15 protein-coding genes and 1 pseudogene are annotated in these 20,088 nt (G+C 50.7%); 1 reads left to right on the top strand and 15 read right to left on the bottom strand.

Annotated elements, in window-relative coordinates; translation table 11 throughout:
* Positions 1-174 precede the first annotated feature (174 nt).
* Positions 175-1,575 carry a sugar porter family MFS transporter gene (locus KAI36_RS05245; protein WP_025722405.1) on the top strand — a complete coding sequence of 467 codons (1,401 nt, stop codon included), beginning with the start codon at positions 175-177 and terminating at the stop codon, positions 1,573-1,575.
* A gap of 108 nt (positions 1,576-1,683) precedes the next feature.
* Here KAI36_RS05245 and KAI36_RS05240 read toward each other — a convergent pair whose 3' ends face one another.
* The 15 genes and pseudogenes from KAI36_RS05240 to nifB all read right to left on the bottom strand — a co-directional run bounded on the left by KAI36_RS05240 (position 1,684) and on the right by nifB (position 19,957).
* The gene (locus KAI36_RS05240; RefSeq protein WP_220027150.1) at positions 1,684-2,595 is read right to left on the bottom strand and encodes an AraC family transcriptional regulator; all 912 of its coding nucleotides are present in this window, start codon (positions 2,593-2,595) and stop codon (positions 1,684-1,686) included.
* A gap of 148 nt (positions 2,596-2,743) precedes the next feature.
* The gene (locus tag KAI36_RS05235; RefSeq protein WP_025722407.1) at positions 2,744-3,403 is read right to left on the bottom strand and encodes a TetR/AcrR family transcriptional regulator; all 660 of its coding nucleotides are present in this window, start codon (positions 3,401-3,403) and stop codon (positions 2,744-2,746) included.
* Positions 3,396-4,595: pseudogene (locus tag KAI36_RS05230) on the bottom strand (MFS transporter). Before KAI36_RS05230 ends, KAI36_RS05235 begins: the two are co-directional and overlap by 8 nt.
* A gap of 143 nt (positions 4,596-4,738) precedes the next feature.
* Positions 4,739-5,395 carry a DJ-1/PfpI family protein gene (locus tag KAI36_RS05225; RefSeq protein WP_025722409.1) on the bottom strand — a complete coding sequence of 219 codons (657 nt, stop codon included), beginning with the start codon at positions 5,393-5,395 and terminating at the stop codon, positions 4,739-4,741.
* 231 nt (positions 5,396-5,626) lie between these two features.
* Positions 5,627-7,465, bottom strand: a complete 1,839-nt coding sequence (locus KAI36_RS05220) for an ABC transporter ATP-binding protein (protein ID WP_025722410.1) — start codon at positions 7,463-7,465, stop codon at positions 5,627-5,629.
* Entirely contained in the window at positions 7,446-9,182 is a 1,737-nt protein-coding gene (locus KAI36_RS05215) for an ABC transporter ATP-binding protein (protein ID WP_220028058.1), read from the bottom strand. Before KAI36_RS05215 ends, KAI36_RS05220 begins: the two co-directional genes overlap by 20 nt.
* A gap of 244 nt (positions 9,183-9,426) precedes the next feature.
* Positions 9,427-10,563 (bottom strand): homocitrate synthase/isopropylmalate synthase family protein, encoded by a 1,137-nt coding sequence (locus tag KAI36_RS05210; protein WP_220027149.1) that lies wholly within the window; start codon positions 10,561-10,563, stop codon positions 9,427-9,429.
* Complete coding sequence (locus KAI36_RS05205) at positions 10,541-11,305, bottom strand: HesA/MoeB/ThiF family protein (RefSeq protein WP_220027148.1); 765 nt, start codon at positions 11,303-11,305, stop codon at positions 10,541-10,543. Before KAI36_RS05205 ends, KAI36_RS05210 begins: the two co-directional genes overlap by 23 nt.
* Positions 11,306-11,397: 92 nt before the next feature.
* The gene (locus KAI36_RS05200; protein ID WP_028543220.1) at positions 11,398-11,787 is read right to left on the bottom strand and encodes a NifB/NifX family molybdenum-iron cluster-binding protein; all 390 of its coding nucleotides are present in this window, start codon (positions 11,785-11,787) and stop codon (positions 11,398-11,400) included.
* Positions 11,784-13,091: a nitrogenase iron-molybdenum cofactor biosynthesis protein NifN gene (gene nifN / locus KAI36_RS05195; RefSeq protein ID WP_025719341.1), complete on the bottom strand. Its 1,308-nt coding sequence runs from the start codon at positions 13,089-13,091 to the stop codon at positions 11,784-11,786. The genes KAI36_RS05200 and nifN overlap by 4 nt, the downstream gene beginning before the upstream one ends.
* Positions 13,081-14,442 (bottom strand): nitrogenase iron-molybdenum cofactor biosynthesis protein NifE, encoded by a 1,362-nt coding sequence (gene nifE, locus KAI36_RS05190; RefSeq protein WP_220027147.1) that lies wholly within the window; start codon positions 14,440-14,442, stop codon positions 13,081-13,083. The genes nifN and nifE overlap by 11 nt, the downstream gene beginning before the upstream one ends.
* 79 nt (positions 14,443-14,521) lie before the next feature.
* Entirely contained in the window at positions 14,522-16,051 is a 1,530-nt protein-coding gene (gene nifK / locus KAI36_RS05185) for a nitrogenase molybdenum-iron protein subunit beta (RefSeq protein WP_025720284.1), read from the bottom strand.
* A complete protein-coding gene (gene nifD / locus KAI36_RS05180) occupies positions 16,048-17,496 on the bottom strand; it encodes a nitrogenase molybdenum-iron protein alpha chain (RefSeq protein ID WP_025720286.1) in 1,449 nt (482 codons plus the stop codon). The genes nifK and nifD overlap by 4 nt, the downstream gene beginning before the upstream one ends.
* Positions 17,497-17,584: 88 nt before the next feature.
* Entirely contained in the window at positions 17,585-18,451 is an 867-nt protein-coding gene (gene nifH, locus KAI36_RS05175) for a nitrogenase iron protein (protein ID WP_023987270.1), read from the bottom strand.
* 6 nt (positions 18,452-18,457) lie between these two features.
* A complete protein-coding gene (nifB, locus tag KAI36_RS05170; RefSeq protein WP_220027146.1) occupies positions 18,458-19,957 on the bottom strand; it encodes a nitrogenase cofactor biosynthesis protein NifB in 1,500 nt (499 codons plus the stop codon).
* Positions 19,958-20,088: the final 131 nt, after the last annotated feature.

Raw genomic sequence — 20,088 nt, 5'->3', positions numbered from 1 at the left:
AAGGTAATGCTAGGTTCAGCCCCTCCATCTCCGATTCGGGAATCGAAGCCAAAATCGTGCATGAAAAGGTCCGTTTAATGAAGACGATAACCGGCCTTTCTTTTATAAGCGCATGTTATACTTCTCCTCGAAGAACGGAATGAGGTTCCAGAGATCTGGAGGGGAGATGATCATATGGCAGTAATCATCAATAATGAAAGCGCTCAACAGAAAGCGCTTCAATCAGAAAAACCCAATATGCTTTTTGTGACGTTGGTATCCATCGTAGCTGCGCTCGGAGGTATCCTGTTCGGTTTTGATATCGCGGTTGTTTCGGGAGCCGTTGAATTTCTGCAGCAGCGTTTTTCGCTGAGCGAATTTCAGGTTGGTTGGGCGGTGTCGAGTCTGATTGTAGGGAGTATCACGGGAGCAGCTCTCTCCGGCTACATGAGTGAAAGGATCGGCAGAAAAAAGGTATTACTGGCTGCCGGATTTTTATTCGTCGTCGGCTCAATCTGCTCTGCGCTTCAAGACACGTTCACCGGGTATGTTATCTTCCGCATGATCGGCGGCATTGGCATAGGAATCACTTCCACCGTTTGTCCGGTGTACAACGCGGAGATCGCTCCCGCCAAATACCGAGGCCGTTTGGTTGCTTTAAATCAGTTGGCGATCGTAACAGGGATTTTCCTGGTTTATTTTCAGAATTCGTGGATCGTCAGCCTGGGGGATAAAGCCTGGGGTGTCTCAACAGCCTGGCGCTGGATGTTCGGAGTGGGAGCCGTTCCGGGACTGATCTTTATGCTCTTGATGCTCTTCATACCCGAAAGCCCGAGATGGCTTATTAAACAGAATCGGCCTTATGAAGCGCTGCCGATTTTGCTGAAAATTCACGGTGAAGAAGCCGCTAAGCAGGAAGTGCTTGATATCAAGGAATCATTCAAAAATGAGAACAACTCATTGAAGCAATTGTTCGCTCCCGGTATTCGAGTCGCTCTCTTTATCGGTGTCATGCTCGCCATTATGCAGCATATTACCGGCATCAATGCCATTTTGTATTACGCGCCGGTTATCTTTAAAGGAATGGGACTCGGTACGGACGCTTCTTTGACCCAGACCATTTGGATCGGGTTAATCAATGTGTTGTTCACCATCGTATCCGTATGGCTGATCGACAAAGCGGGACGAAAAGTCCTGCTGATAATTGGCACCTCGTTGATGACCCTCTGTTTGGTCATTATTGGAGCCGCATTCAAATTGGGTTTGACCACCGGACCGCTTGTGCTCATCATGATATTGATCTACGTGGCCTCCTATGCTATATCACTTGGGCCGATCGTATGGGTTATGATCTCGGAGATCTTTCCGAACCGCATTCGCGGCAAAGCGGTTGCCATCGCTTCGATGGCATTGTGGGCCGGCGATTATCTGGTATCGCAGGCATTCCCTCCTCTGCTGAGTTCAGCCGGCCCGTCCAATACCTTCTGGTTATTCGGAGCCATCTCGTTGTTCGTCGTAATCTTTTTATGGCGCAAGGTTCCCGAAACCAAGGGGAGATCACTTGAACAGATGGAAAATATGTGGCTTGGGAAATGACCCCACTTTAGCTCTCAAGAAGCCCGGACACATGTTATAATGCTTCAAAACACACGCCCTCTGAGTCATACCGACCTAAATCGGCAATGGTTCAGAGGCTTCTTATTATCAGTTCCCATCCTCCTCCGCATAGTTCCTCACATTGCGCTCTACAGCAGAGCGGTATTCAACAGGCGTCTTGCCTGTGTGCTTTTTGAACAACATATGAAAATACTGCCTGCTGGCCACACCTACATAATCGGCAATTTCTTGAATGGGAATGTCCGTTTGCTGAAGTAGCATACGGGCCTTGTCCATTCGCAGCATCGTTAAATACGCGGTAAGCGTTTGTCCAGTATGTTTTTTGAAAATACGGTGCAAATAACCTGGATGCAGATTCACGGCTGCTGCCATGTCCTTAACCACAATATCTCGGTCATAGTTCAGATGGAGAAATTCAATGCATCGTTTGATGTACAGATCCGTTTGCTGCGTGTTGCTGCGCTCTGCCTCTTCCCGTAGACGTGCAATTCGTACTAGCAATTGCATAAAAAGCATCTCTGCCATTGCACCCGGCTGCTCTTTTCGTTGGTCCAGCTCCAGCACGAGACTTTTGAGCGCATAATATACCTCTTCCGGGTCCGATAGTACCAGATACGGGAACGGACGTGACATGAGAGTCGTGACCTCCTGCTCCTCTGCTGCCATTTGTCGGATTGACGGCCCTACCCTCACTCCCTCCGTAAAACCAAACTCTACATTTAGCATCCGGCACGGTTGTTCTCCTTCCACCACTAGTCGATGCGGTACACCTGCGTCCAGCATAATAAACTCGCCTTTACGCAGCGTGATGCTTTCTTCCGCATTCTCTCCCGTTTGTACATCTACCCTGCAAAAGCCGGAAATCATGTACATAATTTCGGTAGAATGATGATCGTGGTAAGACATGGTATAGTCATGCCATTGCTTGTAATAGTAAGCAAAAAAACGGGGAATATAATCCCCGTCACGCAGCCGTGGCTCAAACAGACTTCCGTTCATCCCCGCACCTCCACAAAATAGATAAGGCTAACACGACAACGTATCTGCAACCGCTCTATTTTCACAGTTTAACAGACTGAGCCCTGTACTTCTATTTCACTCCATCGGACGATCTGAAATCCTTTGGAATACGGCAGGCGACTCCTGCCTAAAAGGTTGGGGATTTATCACTTTCTGGACTTAAATACTGAATCAACATTCCCGCAAATCGGTTAGCAATTTCTATATCATCAAGTTCGTTATTCCAATCGTCCTTGGACGTCAGACTCATTTTCTGGAGTATACCCATCATAGACGTGAAGATAAAATGAGCGGTCTTCAAGGGTTCTGTGTCGGACTTTAATGATCCATCTTGGAATCCAACTTCCAGAGCATCCATCAGGAAATGTCGTTCCTTTTCCCGGCTAACAAAATTTTTGTACTGTTCTTTGAGTTCTTGATTTGAATCATAAGCTTCGTAATGCAGATCGAATAGAAGAATAAACTTGATGTATTCCGGATGCTGCCAAGCGTAATCAATCCATGCATCAAGCATCAAAGTAAGCATCTCCTTACCGCTCATTTCAGCTGAAGGTGCCCTTCTAACAAATTCGGTCATGCTCTCAAGGATTTCCATCTGAACCTCAAAGATCAGTTCGTTTATGGACTGAAAGTGCTTATAGAATGTGACCCGACTTACACCAGCCACGTTGCATACATCCTTAATATTAACTTTGAGAAAGCTTTGCTTCATAAAAAGTTCCTTGGCAGCCGCAATGAGTTCTTCCCGATTTTTGTTTTTCAAATTCTGGTGCCAGTTCTCAGTCATTAACAACCATCCGTTTCTCATTTTTCGATTTTTGTAAGGTTAAGAAAAGGGCAGATGCAAGGATAAGTGCACCAAAAATATAAGGAATATGAATGTGTTTGTCAAACATCAAACCCGCTAAAATGGGTCCCAATATGTTGCCTAGGCTGGTATACGTCGTATTCAATCCGGCGGCATATCCTTGACGATCACCAGCTGAGTTCGCGATCATTGTACTTACGGTTGGCCTTAGGAAGGCATTAAAAGCAAAAAACAGAGCCGATACCGCCAGCAGATAACCTAAATTGATCTTAATTATCATTAACAGTAAAGCGATGGCTGTCATGATCAAAGAGAGACGTATAAGCTTCATCTCACCAAGTCTCTTGATGAGATAATCAAGTAGCCATATCTGCACAACGATGCCTATAATTGCACCAATCGTAATGATCATTGAGATTTTAGTGGCATCAAAACCATATTTTCGTTCCACAAAAAGAGCATACACCGTTTCATAATTCATCAAACCTAATGTCATGATCAGAATGAGGAGAAGATAACGAAAATAGGATGTCCGAAATGAATTTAGGATTTGGTTGCGAATTGGCTCCCGGCGAACCCATTGGCTAGCGGGTTTTCGTTTTTCCTTGGGTAGTGTCTCTGGCATATACAAGCTAAGCAGCGTAGCTACAAGTCCAAGTCCACCAGCAAAAAAATAGGGCACCCTTATGCCAAACTCAGCGATCATACCGCCTAACCCCGGACCAAGCACCATACCCAAATTCATGGAGGCACCCAAGTATCCCATTCCTTTAGCTCGGGTTTCAGAAGTGGTAATATCAGCGATGTAAGCCATATTAGAAGGAACCATTAATCCAATACCTATCCCCCCGATAAATCGGGCAATATATAGAAGAGGCAATGTCGTAGAAACAGCAAACATTAGATCCGAGATGACGGTTAAAAACAGACCGGTGATGATCATGGATTTTCGACCCCATCTATCCGAAAGCTGCCCACCTAGGGGCGAAAAAATAAACTGTGCTGCTCCAAAAGCGGCAATAAGATACCCCGCAGCAGCTCCTGCCGCATTAAATTATTTCAGATATTCAGGCAGAATGGGAATCACCATACCTTGACCCAATAAAGCAATAAACAAATTCAGCATCAGAATGAAAAGTGGAAATTTAGCAGACTTAGGTAAGCTGCTCATGTTTGTAGCCCCCTTCAACCATTTACACTATGTAACCCTTTACTATGTGTAAACTATATTAGTTGAAATGGGGACCCTTGTAAATAAAATTACAAACCTATTATGCCAAGCTAATACCGGAAAGAGATCTTGTTATTCTTGAGTTACACATTAGGCTCCTGTTTTGCAAACTCTTGTAACATACCTCTTATTTGTTCTACCAATATAGCAGGTGCTTTCTTTGGTGAACCCGTGTCAAACGGAGGCTGAGGATCGTATTCCAAAATCAGCTGAACTCCTTTACTCATATCTTCTCCCAATTCCCATGCCAATAGCTGGAGTGCCATATCAATACCAGAGGAGACACCGGCTGCTGTAACGATTTTGCCCTGACGAACCACTCTCTCATCTGTTGGAATGGCTCCAAGAGATTGGAGCAGGTCTAAGGAACCCCAATGACTGGTGGCTACGGTTCCATTTAACAAGCCTGCGGCGCTCAAAATCAAAGAGCCGTTACAAACCGACGTGGTCCATTTCGTAGTTTCATGTATTTGGCGAATCCAATTTAACGTTTCTTCGTCATTCATTGGAGTTTTATAATTTGGCGGACTGCAACCTGGAACAACAAGAATATCAGCTGAACTAACTTCAGAAAAACTGTAATCAGCATGCAAATAACCCATATTTGAGTCCAGCTTGATTAACCCTTTTTTCTTAGCGACAAACTTCACTTCACATTTCAGTGTAGCAGCAAATACATCGTATGGACCTATTGCATCTAATGCCGTAATTCCATCGAAAAGCATGATTGCGATTTTCATGATGATCTCTCCTTTGAAGTGGGATTTTATTCTTGCACACTTATACTAACATACATATACGGGGTATGGGTATATTTATTGGTGTGAAAACAGTATCTTCATTTCAAACGCCTCTTTAAGAGTACGTACCTGTAAAAAGGCATACTTAAAAAGGGCTACCCCCAGGGTAGTCCTTTTTAGCATCATAAAGCTTCTACATCATGCCTACAAATCTGTTAATCGCAAGCCGGCTTAAGAGCTTTGCTTACTCAATTGACCATAATATAAATTACTGTAAAAGCCTTTGTGAGCCAGCAGTTCATCATGAGAACCCTGCTCCTCCAAACGGCCATCCTTTAAGACCAGAATCCGGTCAGCCTGACGAATGGTATTCAGCCGATGCGCGATGACGAAACTTGTTCGCCCCTGCATGAGCCGCTCCAGTCCTTCTTGTATCTTCATCTCGGTAATGGTGTCGATGCTGCTGGTTGCCTCGTCGAGTATAAGGATGGAAGGGTTGGCCAAAATAGCACGGGCAATAGCCAGCAGCTGTTTTTGCCCTTGACTGATGCCGCTGCCGTTCGCTTCCAGCACCTTGTCGTATCCGTCCTTCATCCGCATGATAAAGGAATGGGCGTTGGCCAGTTTCGATGCTTGTTCAACCTCCTCATCGGTGGCATCCAGCCTGCCGAAGCGGATATTTTCACGAATCGTGCCCTGAAACAGGAAGGAGTCCTGTAGCACAAATGCCATACGGGAGCGCAAGCTTTCACGCTGTATGGTGGTGATATCGCGTCCGTCCACCGTAATCGTTCCCTTGTCGGGGCTATAAAATCTGGAAAGGAGCTGGATCAGTGTCGTTTTTCCTGCCCCGGTCGGACCAACCAGCGCGATCATTTCACCAGGTTTGGCTTCAAAAGAGATACCTTCCAGCGTAGCGCTTCCCTCATCATAACCGAAGGAAACATCCGTAAACCGCACCGCCCCCTCCACATGCTCTACCTCCACTGCGCCGCGTTCATCCTTGGACTCTTCATCTTCATCCAATATTTCAAATACACGCTCAGCTCCGGCAATGGCGGACAGCAGGGTGTTCCACTGGTTAGCCAAATCGTTCAGCGGTCTGGTGAACTGGCGGGCATATTCTACGAATACAATAATTGTACCTATAGTGATGGAACCTCGAATGGCCAAAATCCCACCGATCCCCGCTACAATAGCAAAGCTGAGATTATTCAGTCCGTTCATCAGCTTCGGTATAAAGCCTGAAATCGTTTGTGCCCAGAAGCCCGATAGCCGAATACGGTCATTACGCTCGCCAAAACCACGGATGACTCTCTTTTCCTGCGAAAATGCTTTAATAATCTGCTGCCCAGACAGCGTTTCTTCGATGTATCCGTTCAGTTCGCCCAAATTCTTCTGGCGTTCCTTATATAAGGGCCCGGTGCGACGTGTAATCCAGCGCATCCCGGCAGCCATCAGCGGCACTACGATAAAGGTCAGCAGGGTCATCAGCGGGCTTAACCACAGCATCACCGTGAGTGTACCGATTAGCGTCAATATGCTTGAAAAAATCTGAATGGCGGAGCTGTTAAGCGTAGAACTGACATTTTCGATATCATTGGTCAGACGGCTCATAATCTCTCCCTGCTGACGTTTGCCATAGAAAGGAATCGGTAGTCGATGCAAATGTGAAAACAGATCGAAACGCATGCGGTACACCGTCTCTTGGGCAATCTCAATCATCCAGATATTTTGCAGCCAGGAGGTTAGCGAGTTGAGCAGATATACAGCCCCTAATCCGATGAGAAAATAAATCCACATGCGTCCACCCGGACCTTCGAGAAAATCATCCACCGCTACGCCGACCAGATATGGACCCAGCAGAGCCAGCCCGGAGCTGAGCAGTACCATGAACAGTACCAGCATCAGTTTGGCCTTACGGCGGGCCAGATAAGCCCATATCCGTCCTAACGTGCCAGACCAGTTCTTCGCTTTGGCCTTGCGGCGTCCTTCAGCTCCCGCCGGATTTCGCAGCACACCGGACGGCGGTGTAGGCTGACGGAACGGTTCAATGAGTTCCTTGAACATGCGACTCCTCCTTTCCGTATTGTGATTCATAGATACGCCGATACAGATCCGAGCTATCCATGAGATGCTCATGACTTCCACTTGCCATCAGGCGACCCTCATCCAGCAGTAAAATCTGATCTGCTGATGCCGTCGAGCTGATTTTTTGCGTAATGAGAAATGTCGTGCATGACAGGCCATCGAGTGCATTCAGTAGTGCTGCTTCTGTCCCTACATCCAATGCACTTGTGCTGTCGTCCAAAATCAGCACTGTCGGCTGGCGCACCAGTGCGCGGGCAATCGAAAGTCGCTGTTTCTGTCCGCCAGACAGATTGACGCCACGCTGCCCGAGCATCGTGTCATAGCCTTGCGGCAAGCGTTCAATCATATTATGGATTTGCGCCATGCGTGCGGCTTCCTTAATTTGCTCCAGGCTGGCATTCTCCAGCCCCCAAGCAATATTATCCCGAATCGAGCCGGTGAATAGCAGTACCTCCTGAGGCACATAGCCAATAGCCTCTCGCAATATGGACGCATCCAGTTCACGAGCGTCCTTTCCGTCAAAGCGCACATAACCTTCATCTTCTTCATACAGACGTGTAATCAACTGCACAAGTGAGGATTTGCCCGAGCCAGTGGCCCCCATAATAGCTATCCGCTCGCCCGATTGCGCCTTAAAAGATATATCCTTTAGGACAGCCAGATCACTGCCCGGATAATGAAAGCTTACCCGGTCCATTTCCACCTGTCCCTCAATCCGTGTATGATGCGTTGAAACAGGCTCCAGCTCTTGCCCATCTTCATTAGATGTTTCCAATACCTCTCGAATCCGCCCGGTAGATGCAGTTGCCCGGGAAAATACAACAACGATACCCGATAAGGCAGACAGGGCTCCAATCGTCCGCAGTGAATAATTGACGACTGCGACCACCTGTCCCACACTGGCATCCCCAGTGGAAATTTGGCCGCGTCCGAACCAAAGTACTGCAATAATCCCTGCATTCATCGTAAACAAAATGAACGGCATCGTCGTTTCCGTCCAGCGTAGAGCCGACACCGTCCCTTTCATCAATTCGCCTCCGTAATGGGCAAAACGTTCGATTTCATGCCGCATCCGCACAAAAACCCGGATGAGACGGATACCTGTCAGATTCTCCTGAATCACTCCGTTAACGTCATCCAAGCGTCGCTGGACACCTTTAAACAAAGTGACCGTTCGCCGCATCATCACCAACACAAACACGAACAGCACTGGGGCCATAACCGTCAATAGCAGCCCAAGCCTGAAATGTACAACCAGTGCCATCACAATACTGCCGATGACTACAAGCGGAACCCGCGTCATAAACCGCAGGCTCATAAACACCGTATCTTGTACTTGCGTGACATCCCCGGTCAGGCGCGTAATCAGCGACGAAGTGGCAAAACGTTTAAACACAGGATACGAAAAGGATTGCACTTTACGGTACAGCTTTTCCCGCAAATCATAGCCGAAGCCCTGACTTGCATATGAAGCAAAAAAAGAGCTGGATATCCCCGCCATAAAAGCGATAACGGCACTCCCCACCAGTACACTGCCCCATAACCAGACGACGGACAAATCCTGCTGTCGGATGCCCTCATCAATGATTTTAGAGATCAAATATGGCTGCGATAGCTCTACCGTCAATTCCAGCAACATCATCACGAGCGCTGCGATGGCTGGAACCCGATATTTTTTTAGAAAAGAAAACATCATTCCCACAAGCATTCCTCCAATTGCCCATAGCCGTCCTTCCAGATCAGCGTGTAATGGTTATAAGATTCGAACCTGTCTGCTGTAAAACCATATATACGCACTTTATACAGCACTATATTTTATTATACCCTTCTGAACGGCTTCGTTTAACCAGCAAATTGGAGACTCCGGTTGTGAAATTAAAAGATATACAAGAAAGCGTTCCAGTCACGGTCACACTTACCGGACGGGAACGCTTTTTCGGTTATTTCGGCAGCTCTGCCGGATAATACTGCAGCCAGCGCCTTAAATCCGCGCTATGGATGACACGCTTGGGATCTTCACCGACTAGGCGAAGCCGCTCCAGCAGGAACTTGATTTCACCGGAGCCTGCCTCGATTCCTTCCTGCTCCAGCATATATTGAACTGCACTTCTGCCCGAATGCTTGCCGAGTACAAACGAATGGTCAGCGCCCAGCTCGGTCGGATCAAGGGCCTGATAGGCGGCGCGCTCCTTTAGCAGACCGTTGATATGTATGCCGGATTCATGGGCGAATACCATGTCTCCCACAATTGGCTTACCTTCGGGAATGATTCGGTTGGAGGCTTTGGACACCAGTGCAGCCAGCGGGTTCAGCAGTTCGGGACGGACACTGCAAGTTCCTTGATATAGGTCCCTCCACGACATCACCACTTCCTCCAGCGCCGTATTACCTGCCCTTTCCCCAAGGCCCGACACTGTGGTACTGGCCCAGACAGCTCCCGCCTGCAAAGCTGCCAAAGTATTGGCAAGCGCTAGGCCATAATCATTATGACAGTGAATCTCAAGCTCCACATCCTGCGGCACGCGTGATACAAACCTGTCTATACGGGCAGCTATGGCAGCGGGATGGTGAACGGACAGCGTGTCGGCATATCTGAAGCGCCGGATACCATCCCTATAGAGCTGATTCGCCAACTGCTCAAGGAACAGGTCATCTGCCCTTGAAGCATCCTCAAAGCCTGCGGAAACAGTCAATCCTTTACACAGACCGTAATCGACAGACTTGCGGATCAGCTCAGTCACCTGCTCAGGATTCATACCCAGCTTGGCCTTCATCTGCACCGTCGACACGGGAACCGAAATATGGGCCCAGCCGACACCTGTCGATTCAGCTGCATCAATATCCGTGAACACCGCGCGATTCCAGGTCATTAGCTTCATCTGAAGTCCGAGAGCAGCAATCCTGGCAATAGACCTGCACTCTGCCTTTCCCATTGCCGGAATTCCGATCTCAGCCTGCTCCACCCCCGCCGAGTCCAGCATGATGGCAATTTCAGTTTTTTCCTCGGCCGAAAAGGCAACGCCCGGAGCCTGTTCTCCGTCACGAAGTGTCGTATCACAAATATGCAATCGACTCATCTGTATTTCCTCCCGTTCCGCAGCACGGACAACGCGGATTGCGTTTGACCGCTATGGTGCAGCTGCTCATATTCAGCACATTCATACGGTACATGCGGTCAGTGAACAGATTGCCCGCATCTGTAATCCATTTGACCGCTTCCAGTGCAGCCATACAGCCAATCAAACCGGAGGTAGCTCCCAGGACCGGGAATCCCAGAGGTTCCCAAGGCTGTCCGCCTTCCGGGTAGAGACATTCCAGGCATGCCGTCCTACCGGGATCAATGGTCATCAATGATACTTCATAGGCGTACATGGCCGCCTCTATCATCGGTCTGCCATGTCGAACACATAGTCTGTTCAGCGCATATCTTTCCGGAAAGTCATACCGTGCATCAATCACGATATCCGCCGCTTCTACCCATGGTCGAGAGGATTTTTCCGTGATTCTGTCGGCGTGGCCTTCAAGCTGGGTCTCCGGATTAATACGGTGCAAATGCTGCAATGCCGTCTCCATCCGTTCCTCCCCGATTCGTCCGCTGTCCATCAGCACCTGCCGGTTCATATCGGGCAGATGGATTACGCCCTCATGAGCCAATATCAGCTTTCCCACTCCAGCAGCGGCCAGGTACATGGCCGCTGTCCCTCCCAATCCTCCGATGCCTGCAACCATAACAGTAGCCTGCTTTAGCCTGTTCTGACCTTCCACTCCCAGCAGCTTCAACTGGCGTCCGTATCTACTGTCTTCCAGCAGCTGTACCATTCGTCCACCCCCTCCATGTGCAGCCCCGCCTTTAAGATATTCGGTCCGCAGGATCTTGACATCATATATGGTTGCTCTTCCTTACAGAAGGCTCATGATTCGGCTTTGCCGCTACCCTCCTCAGCATGCAGGATTTTGGCAAGCCACATGGGCGGATTACGAGCCAGCATATTCTGGAGACGCTGGACCTGCTCCTCAATGGTGCTACCGAAGGCCACCTTCACAGGCATAATGGTCCGCTTGGTAACCTGTGCGGCGGCCGAAGCGCCAATCTGTACCAGGAAGATCAAGGCACAATCCTCGATGAGGCCAATTCGGCTGGCGATCTTGCCCGCCTCGTTCTCATCGCTCCCCAGGGCTATCCGCCGATGCTCCAGGAACTGGACGCCTGAGTGCCGGATTTCGAATACAGTGAACATGGGACTCTGCCCAAAATGAGCATTCACATGCACACCGTCTTCCGTCGCAAATGCAACCTTCACCCTCCTCTCCCCCTCTCGGCAAGCAATAGATTACCCACCTTGTTCACCCACTCCATGGTTCCACGGTATCCGACGCTTACGGATGTGTGGGCGCCCAGCTCGTCATACACCGGCAAGCCTGCCGGTACGAATGAGGCCCCGGCCCGTGCCGCTCCCTTTCTTCCATGTGAATTGCTGATCCACAAATCAACGCCCTGCGCGCTCTCCTCTGCATCATCCAGATCACCGATCCAGACTTCCCGTTCTGTCTTTTGCAGTGCGGGCGTGCTGCAGGGTGTAATTAGCCGCTTCAGTTCCACTCCCATCTCCTCCAGCCAGGCTGCGGTCGACAGCATATGATCCGGTTCTAGCGCCACTACAGCCGAAGCACCGGAATAATAGAAATGGGCATCCAGCATGCTGTCCAATAGATTTTCACGCTGCCAGCGAAAGCGAACGGGGGCTGGCTCACGGCTGATTTTCTGCAGAAAATGTATGAACGCATCGCTCGCGGCCAAGCCAGACAGACCAGCGAACAAGTGGTAGGGAATGCCTGCGGCATGATCCAGCCTGCGCGCCGGACGTTCCATGCTCGCGCCAATGGCAATGGTGCAGGAAGACTCCAGCATCTGGCAGGCTGAATCCAGCGGAGTCCCCCCTCTCGTCAAAGGGGAAAAGCCTGTCAGCAGGTGACCGGACAAGGAAGTGGAAATATCGGGGAGCGTAATAACCTCTAGGCCGAAGGAAGCGATAATATCCTTGATTTCCATGACATCTCCAGCAGTCAGATAAGAAGCCGGCAGCAGATTGATCTGCGTCCGGCGCTGTTTTTTGGGGGACTTGCCTCCGGCCAACCCGAGTACGGCATCAATTAGCGACTCTACTGTACTGCTGTAGCCCGTCTCCAGAGAGCCGTGAAAATCAGGCAGCGATACAGAAAACAGCAGACTGTCCTTCAATGCCCGTTCTCGCTTGAACGCCTTTACCCTGGACTGAAAATCAACGCCTGCCACCTCGGTGAGGGCCGTGCTGATAACGCCGATGACATCTGGATGGTGCTTGGACCAGATATGATCCAGCGCCTCCTCCAGATTCCGGTCTGCATCAAATATAACGTCCATCTCTTGCAGCGCAGAGGTCTGAACGGCAATCGGCTCTCGAAAATGGCGAGTCAGCAGCGCCTTGGAGAAGGCCGAGCAGCCCTGTGCGCCGTGCAGCAAAGGCATTGAGCGATACATCCCTTGCAGAGCCAGCACGCCGCCCAGAGGCTGTCCTACCTTGAGCGGGTTGACACTGACAGGCTTCGTGGCGGATTTAATCGGCAAATTCCGTCTCCTCCTCCCATGGAGCCAATTTGGCGGTCAGCTCCCATACCGGATGCTGCAGCGTATGCACAAGCTGTTTCGCTAGAGACAACAGCCCGTCATAGCCCGCATAGGCTTTGTGTCGTTCTTGATTGATGTCCACAAAAGGAATCTGTTCCTTAAGCGCCATATACATGTTCCGGCCCCCGGCAATGACCATGTCTGCCTTGCGGCTCCGTACGGTCTTGAGAATCTGCCGGGCGCCGCCTTCCGGGATGTATTCCGCATCATCTCCGATACGGTCAGCAATCCGGGATACATCCTCGGCAGTACTCTTGTTCGTGCCTACACCAACTACCTTAATGCCCAGCTCCTGCAAAGCCGTAATGACAGACCAACTCTTTACACCCCCGGTATAGAGCACTGCCCGCTTTCCTTTCAGCTGCTTGCGATAGGGCTCCAGCTCCAGCGATAGCCTCATTTCCTCCCGTGCGGCCAGCTTATCCACCCGTCGCTCTACATCACGATCTCCGGTCAGGTAAGCCATCTGCCGTAAGGAATAACTCGTCTCCTTTGCTCCATAAAATGAACCTTCAAAATAAGGAATGCCGTATTTACGCTCCATTTGGACTGCCAGACCCAGCAAAGCCCGGCTGCATACGACCATATTGGCCTTGGCACGATGCGCCCATCCCACCTCACGGAACCGACCGTCCCCGGTAATTCGGGACAGGATACTCATTCCCGCCTGCTGCATCAGCCGCTCGATATGCCACATCTCACCCGCAATATTGTATTCCCCAATGAGATTGATATCATGGGAGGTTGTCTGTTCCGGCTCGGTGCTGCCGATAATATGCTGGAACAGCACATCTCCGGCCAACCGGGTCCCGAGATTCTTGCTGCCCACAAATCCCGGACTGTTCACCGGAATGATCGGCGTCCCCAGTCGCTCCGATTCAGCCTTGCAGACCCCCTCGATATCTTCACCGGTGAGGGCTGTGACACATGTTGTATAGACAAACACAGCGGGAGGAGCAAAGCGGCTGACAATGTAGCGAATCGATTCATGCAGCTTCTGTTCACTACCAAAAATGATGTCCTGTTCTCCAAGATCAGTAGTGAAGCCATACGCCGACAGCTCCGGGCCGCTGGACAGGCTACCTCTGCTCTCCCAGCTATTGCCGAGACAGGCAATCGGCCCGTGCACCAGATGAGCCGCATCTGCAATGGGGATCAGTGTAATCTGGGCCCCGTCAAAGGAGCAGCCACCCGAAGCCTCCCCCGGCACAGGCCGGGGACAGGGCGTGCTTTTGGGAATTTTGTTGCCGCAGGATATCTCCAGCCTTCCGTTAGACACAGCCGGCTCCATCCGCACACCCCCTTATTTCAAATAGAATCCATTGAAATCACAAGCCAAGCTGCCAACTTCCATCTACGCGGTACAGCAATTAGCGCACCAGATCAAAGCTATGATCCGGAGCCTGCTCTTCCATGACATCCAGCACGGTATTCACGAATTGGGTAAGCAGATTCAGCGCACCCTGGTAGCCGATAATCGGATAACGATGCAGATGATGCCTGTCGAAGATCGGAAAACCCACACGGAGCAAAGGAATTTTCGCCTCTTTGGCCGCGAACTTCAGATGGGAGCTACCAATAGCCAGGTCCACTGGGTCCTGGAACAGCAGCGAACGCATATGCCACAAATCCTGACCGGAATGAACTGTGGCTTCTGCACCGTAAGGGCTGGACTTCAGCAGGAGCTCTGCTTCCTTCTCAAATTTCCGGTCCCCATTGGAGCAAACAATATGCACTGGCTCCATGCCCAGCTCCAGACAAAAGCCAATCAGGCCGATGAGCATATCCGGGTCTCCCGCCATAGCCACTCGTTTGCCGTGCAGATAAGCATGCGAATCCATCATGGCATCCACAATTCGGGCGCGCTCCTGCTTCAATGCCTCGGGAATTTCTTTTCCGGACAGACGGCTGATCTCTTCAAGCAAGCAATCTGTCGCGCGGATGCCCAGCGGCGTGGAGATGGAAGACACCTGCTGTCCCCAGGTTCGCTTCATATAGCCTAATGTTTTACGAAGAGAGTACTGCTGGATCGCCAACGTGCCGGCAGCATCTGCGGCCTCGGGCACATCCTTAAGCGGCGTTCCCCCGTAATAGTAGCTGTACTCTCCAGTGGCCCCTGAATCAAAATTACTGCTGTGGTCACCCAAAATGGTATACGTAGCGCCGAACATCCCCAGTATGCGCCGCATTTCCGCAAAATTGCCCGTATACCCGTCAAACCCGAGCAGTACATTCAGCTTCAATTCATGACCAGGCTGCGGCGTCCGGCCTGACTTGTTATACAGCGTCTCCAGCACAGAGCGCAGCATGGCGTCATAGCCTGTAATATGTGAACCGGAGAAGCTGGGGGTATTGGCAAAAGGAACCGGCATATCCTCGGGAAGGGCTCCCTCCTGACGGGCATTAGCCAGGAAGGCAGACAGGTCATCTCCGATCACCTCTGCCATACAGGTCGTGCATACCGCAATCATCTCCGGCTGATACAAGGCAATGCAGTTCTCTATACCGTCAATGAGGTTGCGCATGCCACCGAATACGGCGGCATCCTCGGTCATCGAGGTGGAGACGGCAGGAACAGGCTCTTTGAAGTGGCGGGCAAGATGGCTACGGAAATAAGCCGTACAGCCCTGTGAGCCATGAATGAAAGGGAGCGTTTTTTCGAAGCCCAGCGCAGCCATAACCGCTCCCAGCGGCTGACAAGCCTTGGCCGGGTTCACGACTACGGCTGTACGGGCAAAATTCTTATCCTTGTATTCCTTGGTCTTGGTGTACTCCAGGGTGGCGGTAACCTCCTCTGGCGAGCAAGGGGCCTCGAAGGCCCGTTTCTCCTCACGCTGGCGCACATATTTATCCTGCCGAAACAGCTGATTGTGATCGACAATGTTCAGACGCTTGCTCATACCGGCACCTCCGCAGTCTGCCGGGACGGCAGCAGGCTCCATACTGGACTGTTTATGGTCATATCCATATCACGTGCAAAAATCTTGAAGCCGTCAAAACCATGATAAGGCCCGCTGTAATCCCAGGAGTGCATTTGACGGAAGGGAATGCCCATTTTGTGATACACATATTTCTCCTTGACTCCGGCGCCCATTAAGTCAATATTCAGCCGCTGGGCCAATTCCTCCAGCTCATAGGCAGTTGGATCATCGTACAGAATGGTGCCTTCTTTTACATCGGGAAACGTCTTTTCGTAATCATCCTTATGGGCAAATTCATAGCCTGTAGCCACAATTTCCATACCCAGGTCCTCATAGGCACCGATGGTATGCCTTGCCCGCAGTCCGCCAATCAGAAGCATCACCTTTTTACCTTCCAGACGTGGGCGGTATTTACGGATGACCGCCTCCATCTGCGGCATATATTGGGCGATGACCTGCTCACATTTTTCCTGAATCGTCTCGTCAAAGCGGGCAGCAATCGCTCTTAGGCTCTCCATCGTCTTGGTCGGGCCGAAGAAGTTATATTCCATCCAGGGAATTCCGTATTCCTGTTCCATCGTTGTGCACATATAATTCATGGAACGATGACAATGGATCAGATTGAGCTTGGATTTATGCGCAATCCCCAGCTCATTGATCGTACCGTCACCCGACCACTGTGCTATAACCCGCAGTCCCATTTCCTCCAGCAAAATGCGCGAAGCCCAGGCATCACCGCCGATATTGTAGTCCCCGATAATGGAGACATCATAAGGCCCGGACTCCTTTAGCTCGCGGCGCCCCATCAGAAAATCGCGGATAGCATCATTGGCAATGTGATGGCCCAGAGACTGACTCACCCCGCGAAAGCCCTCACAGCGTACAGGAATGACCGGAATGCCCAGCTCCTCTGTCATCTTCTTAGCCACGGCCCCGATATCATCACCAATCAGTCCGACCGGACATTCAGATTGCACGGAGATGCCCTTAGCCAACGGGAACATCTCCTTAATTTCCCTGCAGATCACCTCCAACTTCTTATCTCCGCCGAACACGATATCCTTTTCCTGAAAATTGCTTGTAATCTGCATGGCGGTAAAATTATCGATTCCCAATACCCCATTCGCATAATTGCGTCGGGTACCCCAACTGTATTGCCCGCAGCCGATGGGACCATGGCTAATGTGCACCATGTCTTTAATCGGGCCCCATACCACACCCTTGGAGCCTGCATAAGCACAGCCCCTTGCTGTCATGACGCCGGGCCGTGATTTCATGTTGGACTTAATGGAACAGGTTCCGCAGTTCACAAGCTCCTCATCCGCGATCTCAAAATGCTTGGTCCGGTCCTTCTTGGCCTTCTTGGGATATACCTCCAGTATCTCCTCTACGATCTGCTTTCCCTTATCCACAATACTGCTCATTTGGCCTATTCCTCCCTCCTGCGAGCTACGCGTTCAGCTCCCTCCATCATCACACGATGGTTCCGTCATTAAGCCTTCTGGCTGCAGCCTACTGCCCGGACGCCTCAGCTTTGTTGATTGCGGTTTCTTCATCCTCAATAATGCCAAATTCCATCAACAGATCCTCCAGATCTTCCATGGAAATGGGAGTGGGAACCGTTAGCATATCGTTATTCAAAATCTTACCTGCCAGCTCTTCATACTCCGCAGCCTGCTTATGTTCCGGGTTATATTGGGTAACGGTCATACGGCGCAGCTCTGCGTGCTGCACAACATTGTCACGCGGCAAAAAGTGGATCATCTGCGTGTTCAGTCTTCTCGCAAGCTCTGTAATCAATTCCGCTTCCAGGTCCGTGTTCCGGCTGTTGCAGATTAAGCCGCCCAAACGCACGCCGCCGCTGTTGGCGTACTTCAAGATCCCGCGTGCAATATTGTTGGCAGCGTACATAGCCATCATCTCGCCTGAGCATACGATGTAGATTTCCTGCGCCTTCTTCTCCCGGATCGGCATGGCGAAGCCCCCGCACACAACGTCCCCCAGTACATCGTAGGATACGAAATCCAGCCCTTCGTAGGCGCCCTCTTCCTCCAGAAAATTAATGGCTGTGATGATGCCACGCCCTGCACAGCCGACACCGGGCTCTGGCCCGCCGCATTCCACGTTCAGAATGTCACCGAAGCCCTTCTGGACAACATCCTCCAGCTCCAAATCCTCTACCGTGCCCCTTTCAGCAGCCAGATGTAGCACTGTCTGTTGGGCCTTCGTATTCAGAATAAGACGGGTGGAGTCTGCCTTGGGATCACAGCCTACGATCATAATTTTTTGTTTGAATTTGGTCGCGAGCTGAGCCAGTGTATTCTGCGAGGTTGTCGATTTGCCGATACCGCCCTTACCGTAAAACGCAATTTGTCTCATATTTTCTCAGCCTCCAAAATGTTCAATGGGTAAATCAGAATGATTGCCCTTAACTCCCTTATTGCGCTTACTTCCCTTATTGCTCTGCACAGGATACATATAACGTAGAAATTTCACATATTCCAGAACGGATTCCTCAATTTCCCCGCCGCATACAATAGGTAGCACGCCTGCTTCCTGCAATGCCTCTTTGGGGGCTTCGCCTATGCCGGACGACAGCAGCAATGCACAGTCATGCACCATGGAAAGGATCTCCTTCATCGTCTCGGCCTTGTCCCCATTGCAATCGGCTTTCCCGTGGCAGTAGGATTGCACCTTACGAATGCCTATGAAATTTACGATGGTCCCGTCGCTTTCATAGATCATAAATTCCTTGGCACGGCCGAAATGCTGATTCACCTTCCCTCCGCCACGACTAGCCACAGCGATTAGGACTGGCTTCGAGGTAAAGCTCGCTTCAGGCTTATCTCCCGATAACGGGCAGCTACAGCCAGCCCCGGTTGACGGTTGTTTGTGGTGCGATTGTCCCTCCTTGCGTTCCATTCTCACTCTCACCTTCTCATCCAGTTCTTTCTGAAATTGTGCCCTTGCCCCTTCATCCATGGGAGGAGCAGCCGCTATGTTCTCCCATGTAAAATCCTGATTACGATCTTCGCCCAGCAGTCCAATCGCATCCGCCCTGCACTGACGGCAATGGCGCATAATGACAGCCCCCGCGTCAGCACATTGCTCCTGCAGCTGCCGGACCAGACGGGGACGGGGGGCCCGCATCCCTTCCTGCTCATACCGGCTACCAGGTGCGATGATGAGCGGCATAATGTTGTGCAGCACTGCGCCGTGCTCCTTGACCACCCTGGCTACCTCCGGCAGATGGGCATCATTGACTTCAGGAATCAGCACCGAGTTCACCTTGCACAATACGCCTCTCGAAGCCAGCATCTTCAAGCCTGCCAGCTGGCGGTCAATCAACAGCCGTGCGGCCTCCTCTCCTGCATAGCGTTTTCCTTCATCGTTGACCCATCCATAAATGCGGCTCCCCACCACTGGATCTACTGCATTGATCGTGATCGTGACATGCGAAATGCCCAACTCTACAATCCTGTCGACATGCCTAATCAAGGTAAGGCCATTCGTGCTGAGACAGAATATGACATCCTTAACTGTCTCACGGACCCGGCGGAAGGTATCGAAGGTTGCCTCCGCATTGGCCAGCGGATCTCCAGGTCCCGCAATGCCGACAACGGACAGCTGCATGAGCTGTGCCGCTACGCCATAGGTCTTGCTCGCCGCCTGCTCCGGCGTGAGCAGTTCACTAACAACGCCAGGACGGCTTTCATTGACGCAATCGAATTTGCGGTTGCAATAATGGCACTGAATATTGCATGCCGGGGCTACTGGAAGATGAATGCGCGCAAAATAGCGATGTGCCTCTTCGTTATAACAGGGATGTCGTCTGAGGGTTTCCAATGCTAAGGGGGTTTCCGAGAGATCAGCTAAAGAGTCCATTCATTCCCTCCTCTCCACGTTATATTCCCTTACATAAATCTCTGTTTTTGTCTGGAATATAATTACATCTTAGAGACAGGGACAAATCCAGTCAATTCACTTCTCCATGAAATCCCTGACATTTATCTTCA

This window comes from Paenibacillus sp. S02, from assembly GCF_019454065.1.
In the GTDB taxonomy this organism is placed as follows: Bacteria; Bacillota; Bacilli; order Paenibacillales; family Paenibacillaceae; genus Paenibacillus; species Paenibacillus polymyxa_B.
The sequence above is the reverse complement of the archived record's forward strand: the minus strand, read 5'-3'. Positions and strand labels throughout refer to the sequence as shown.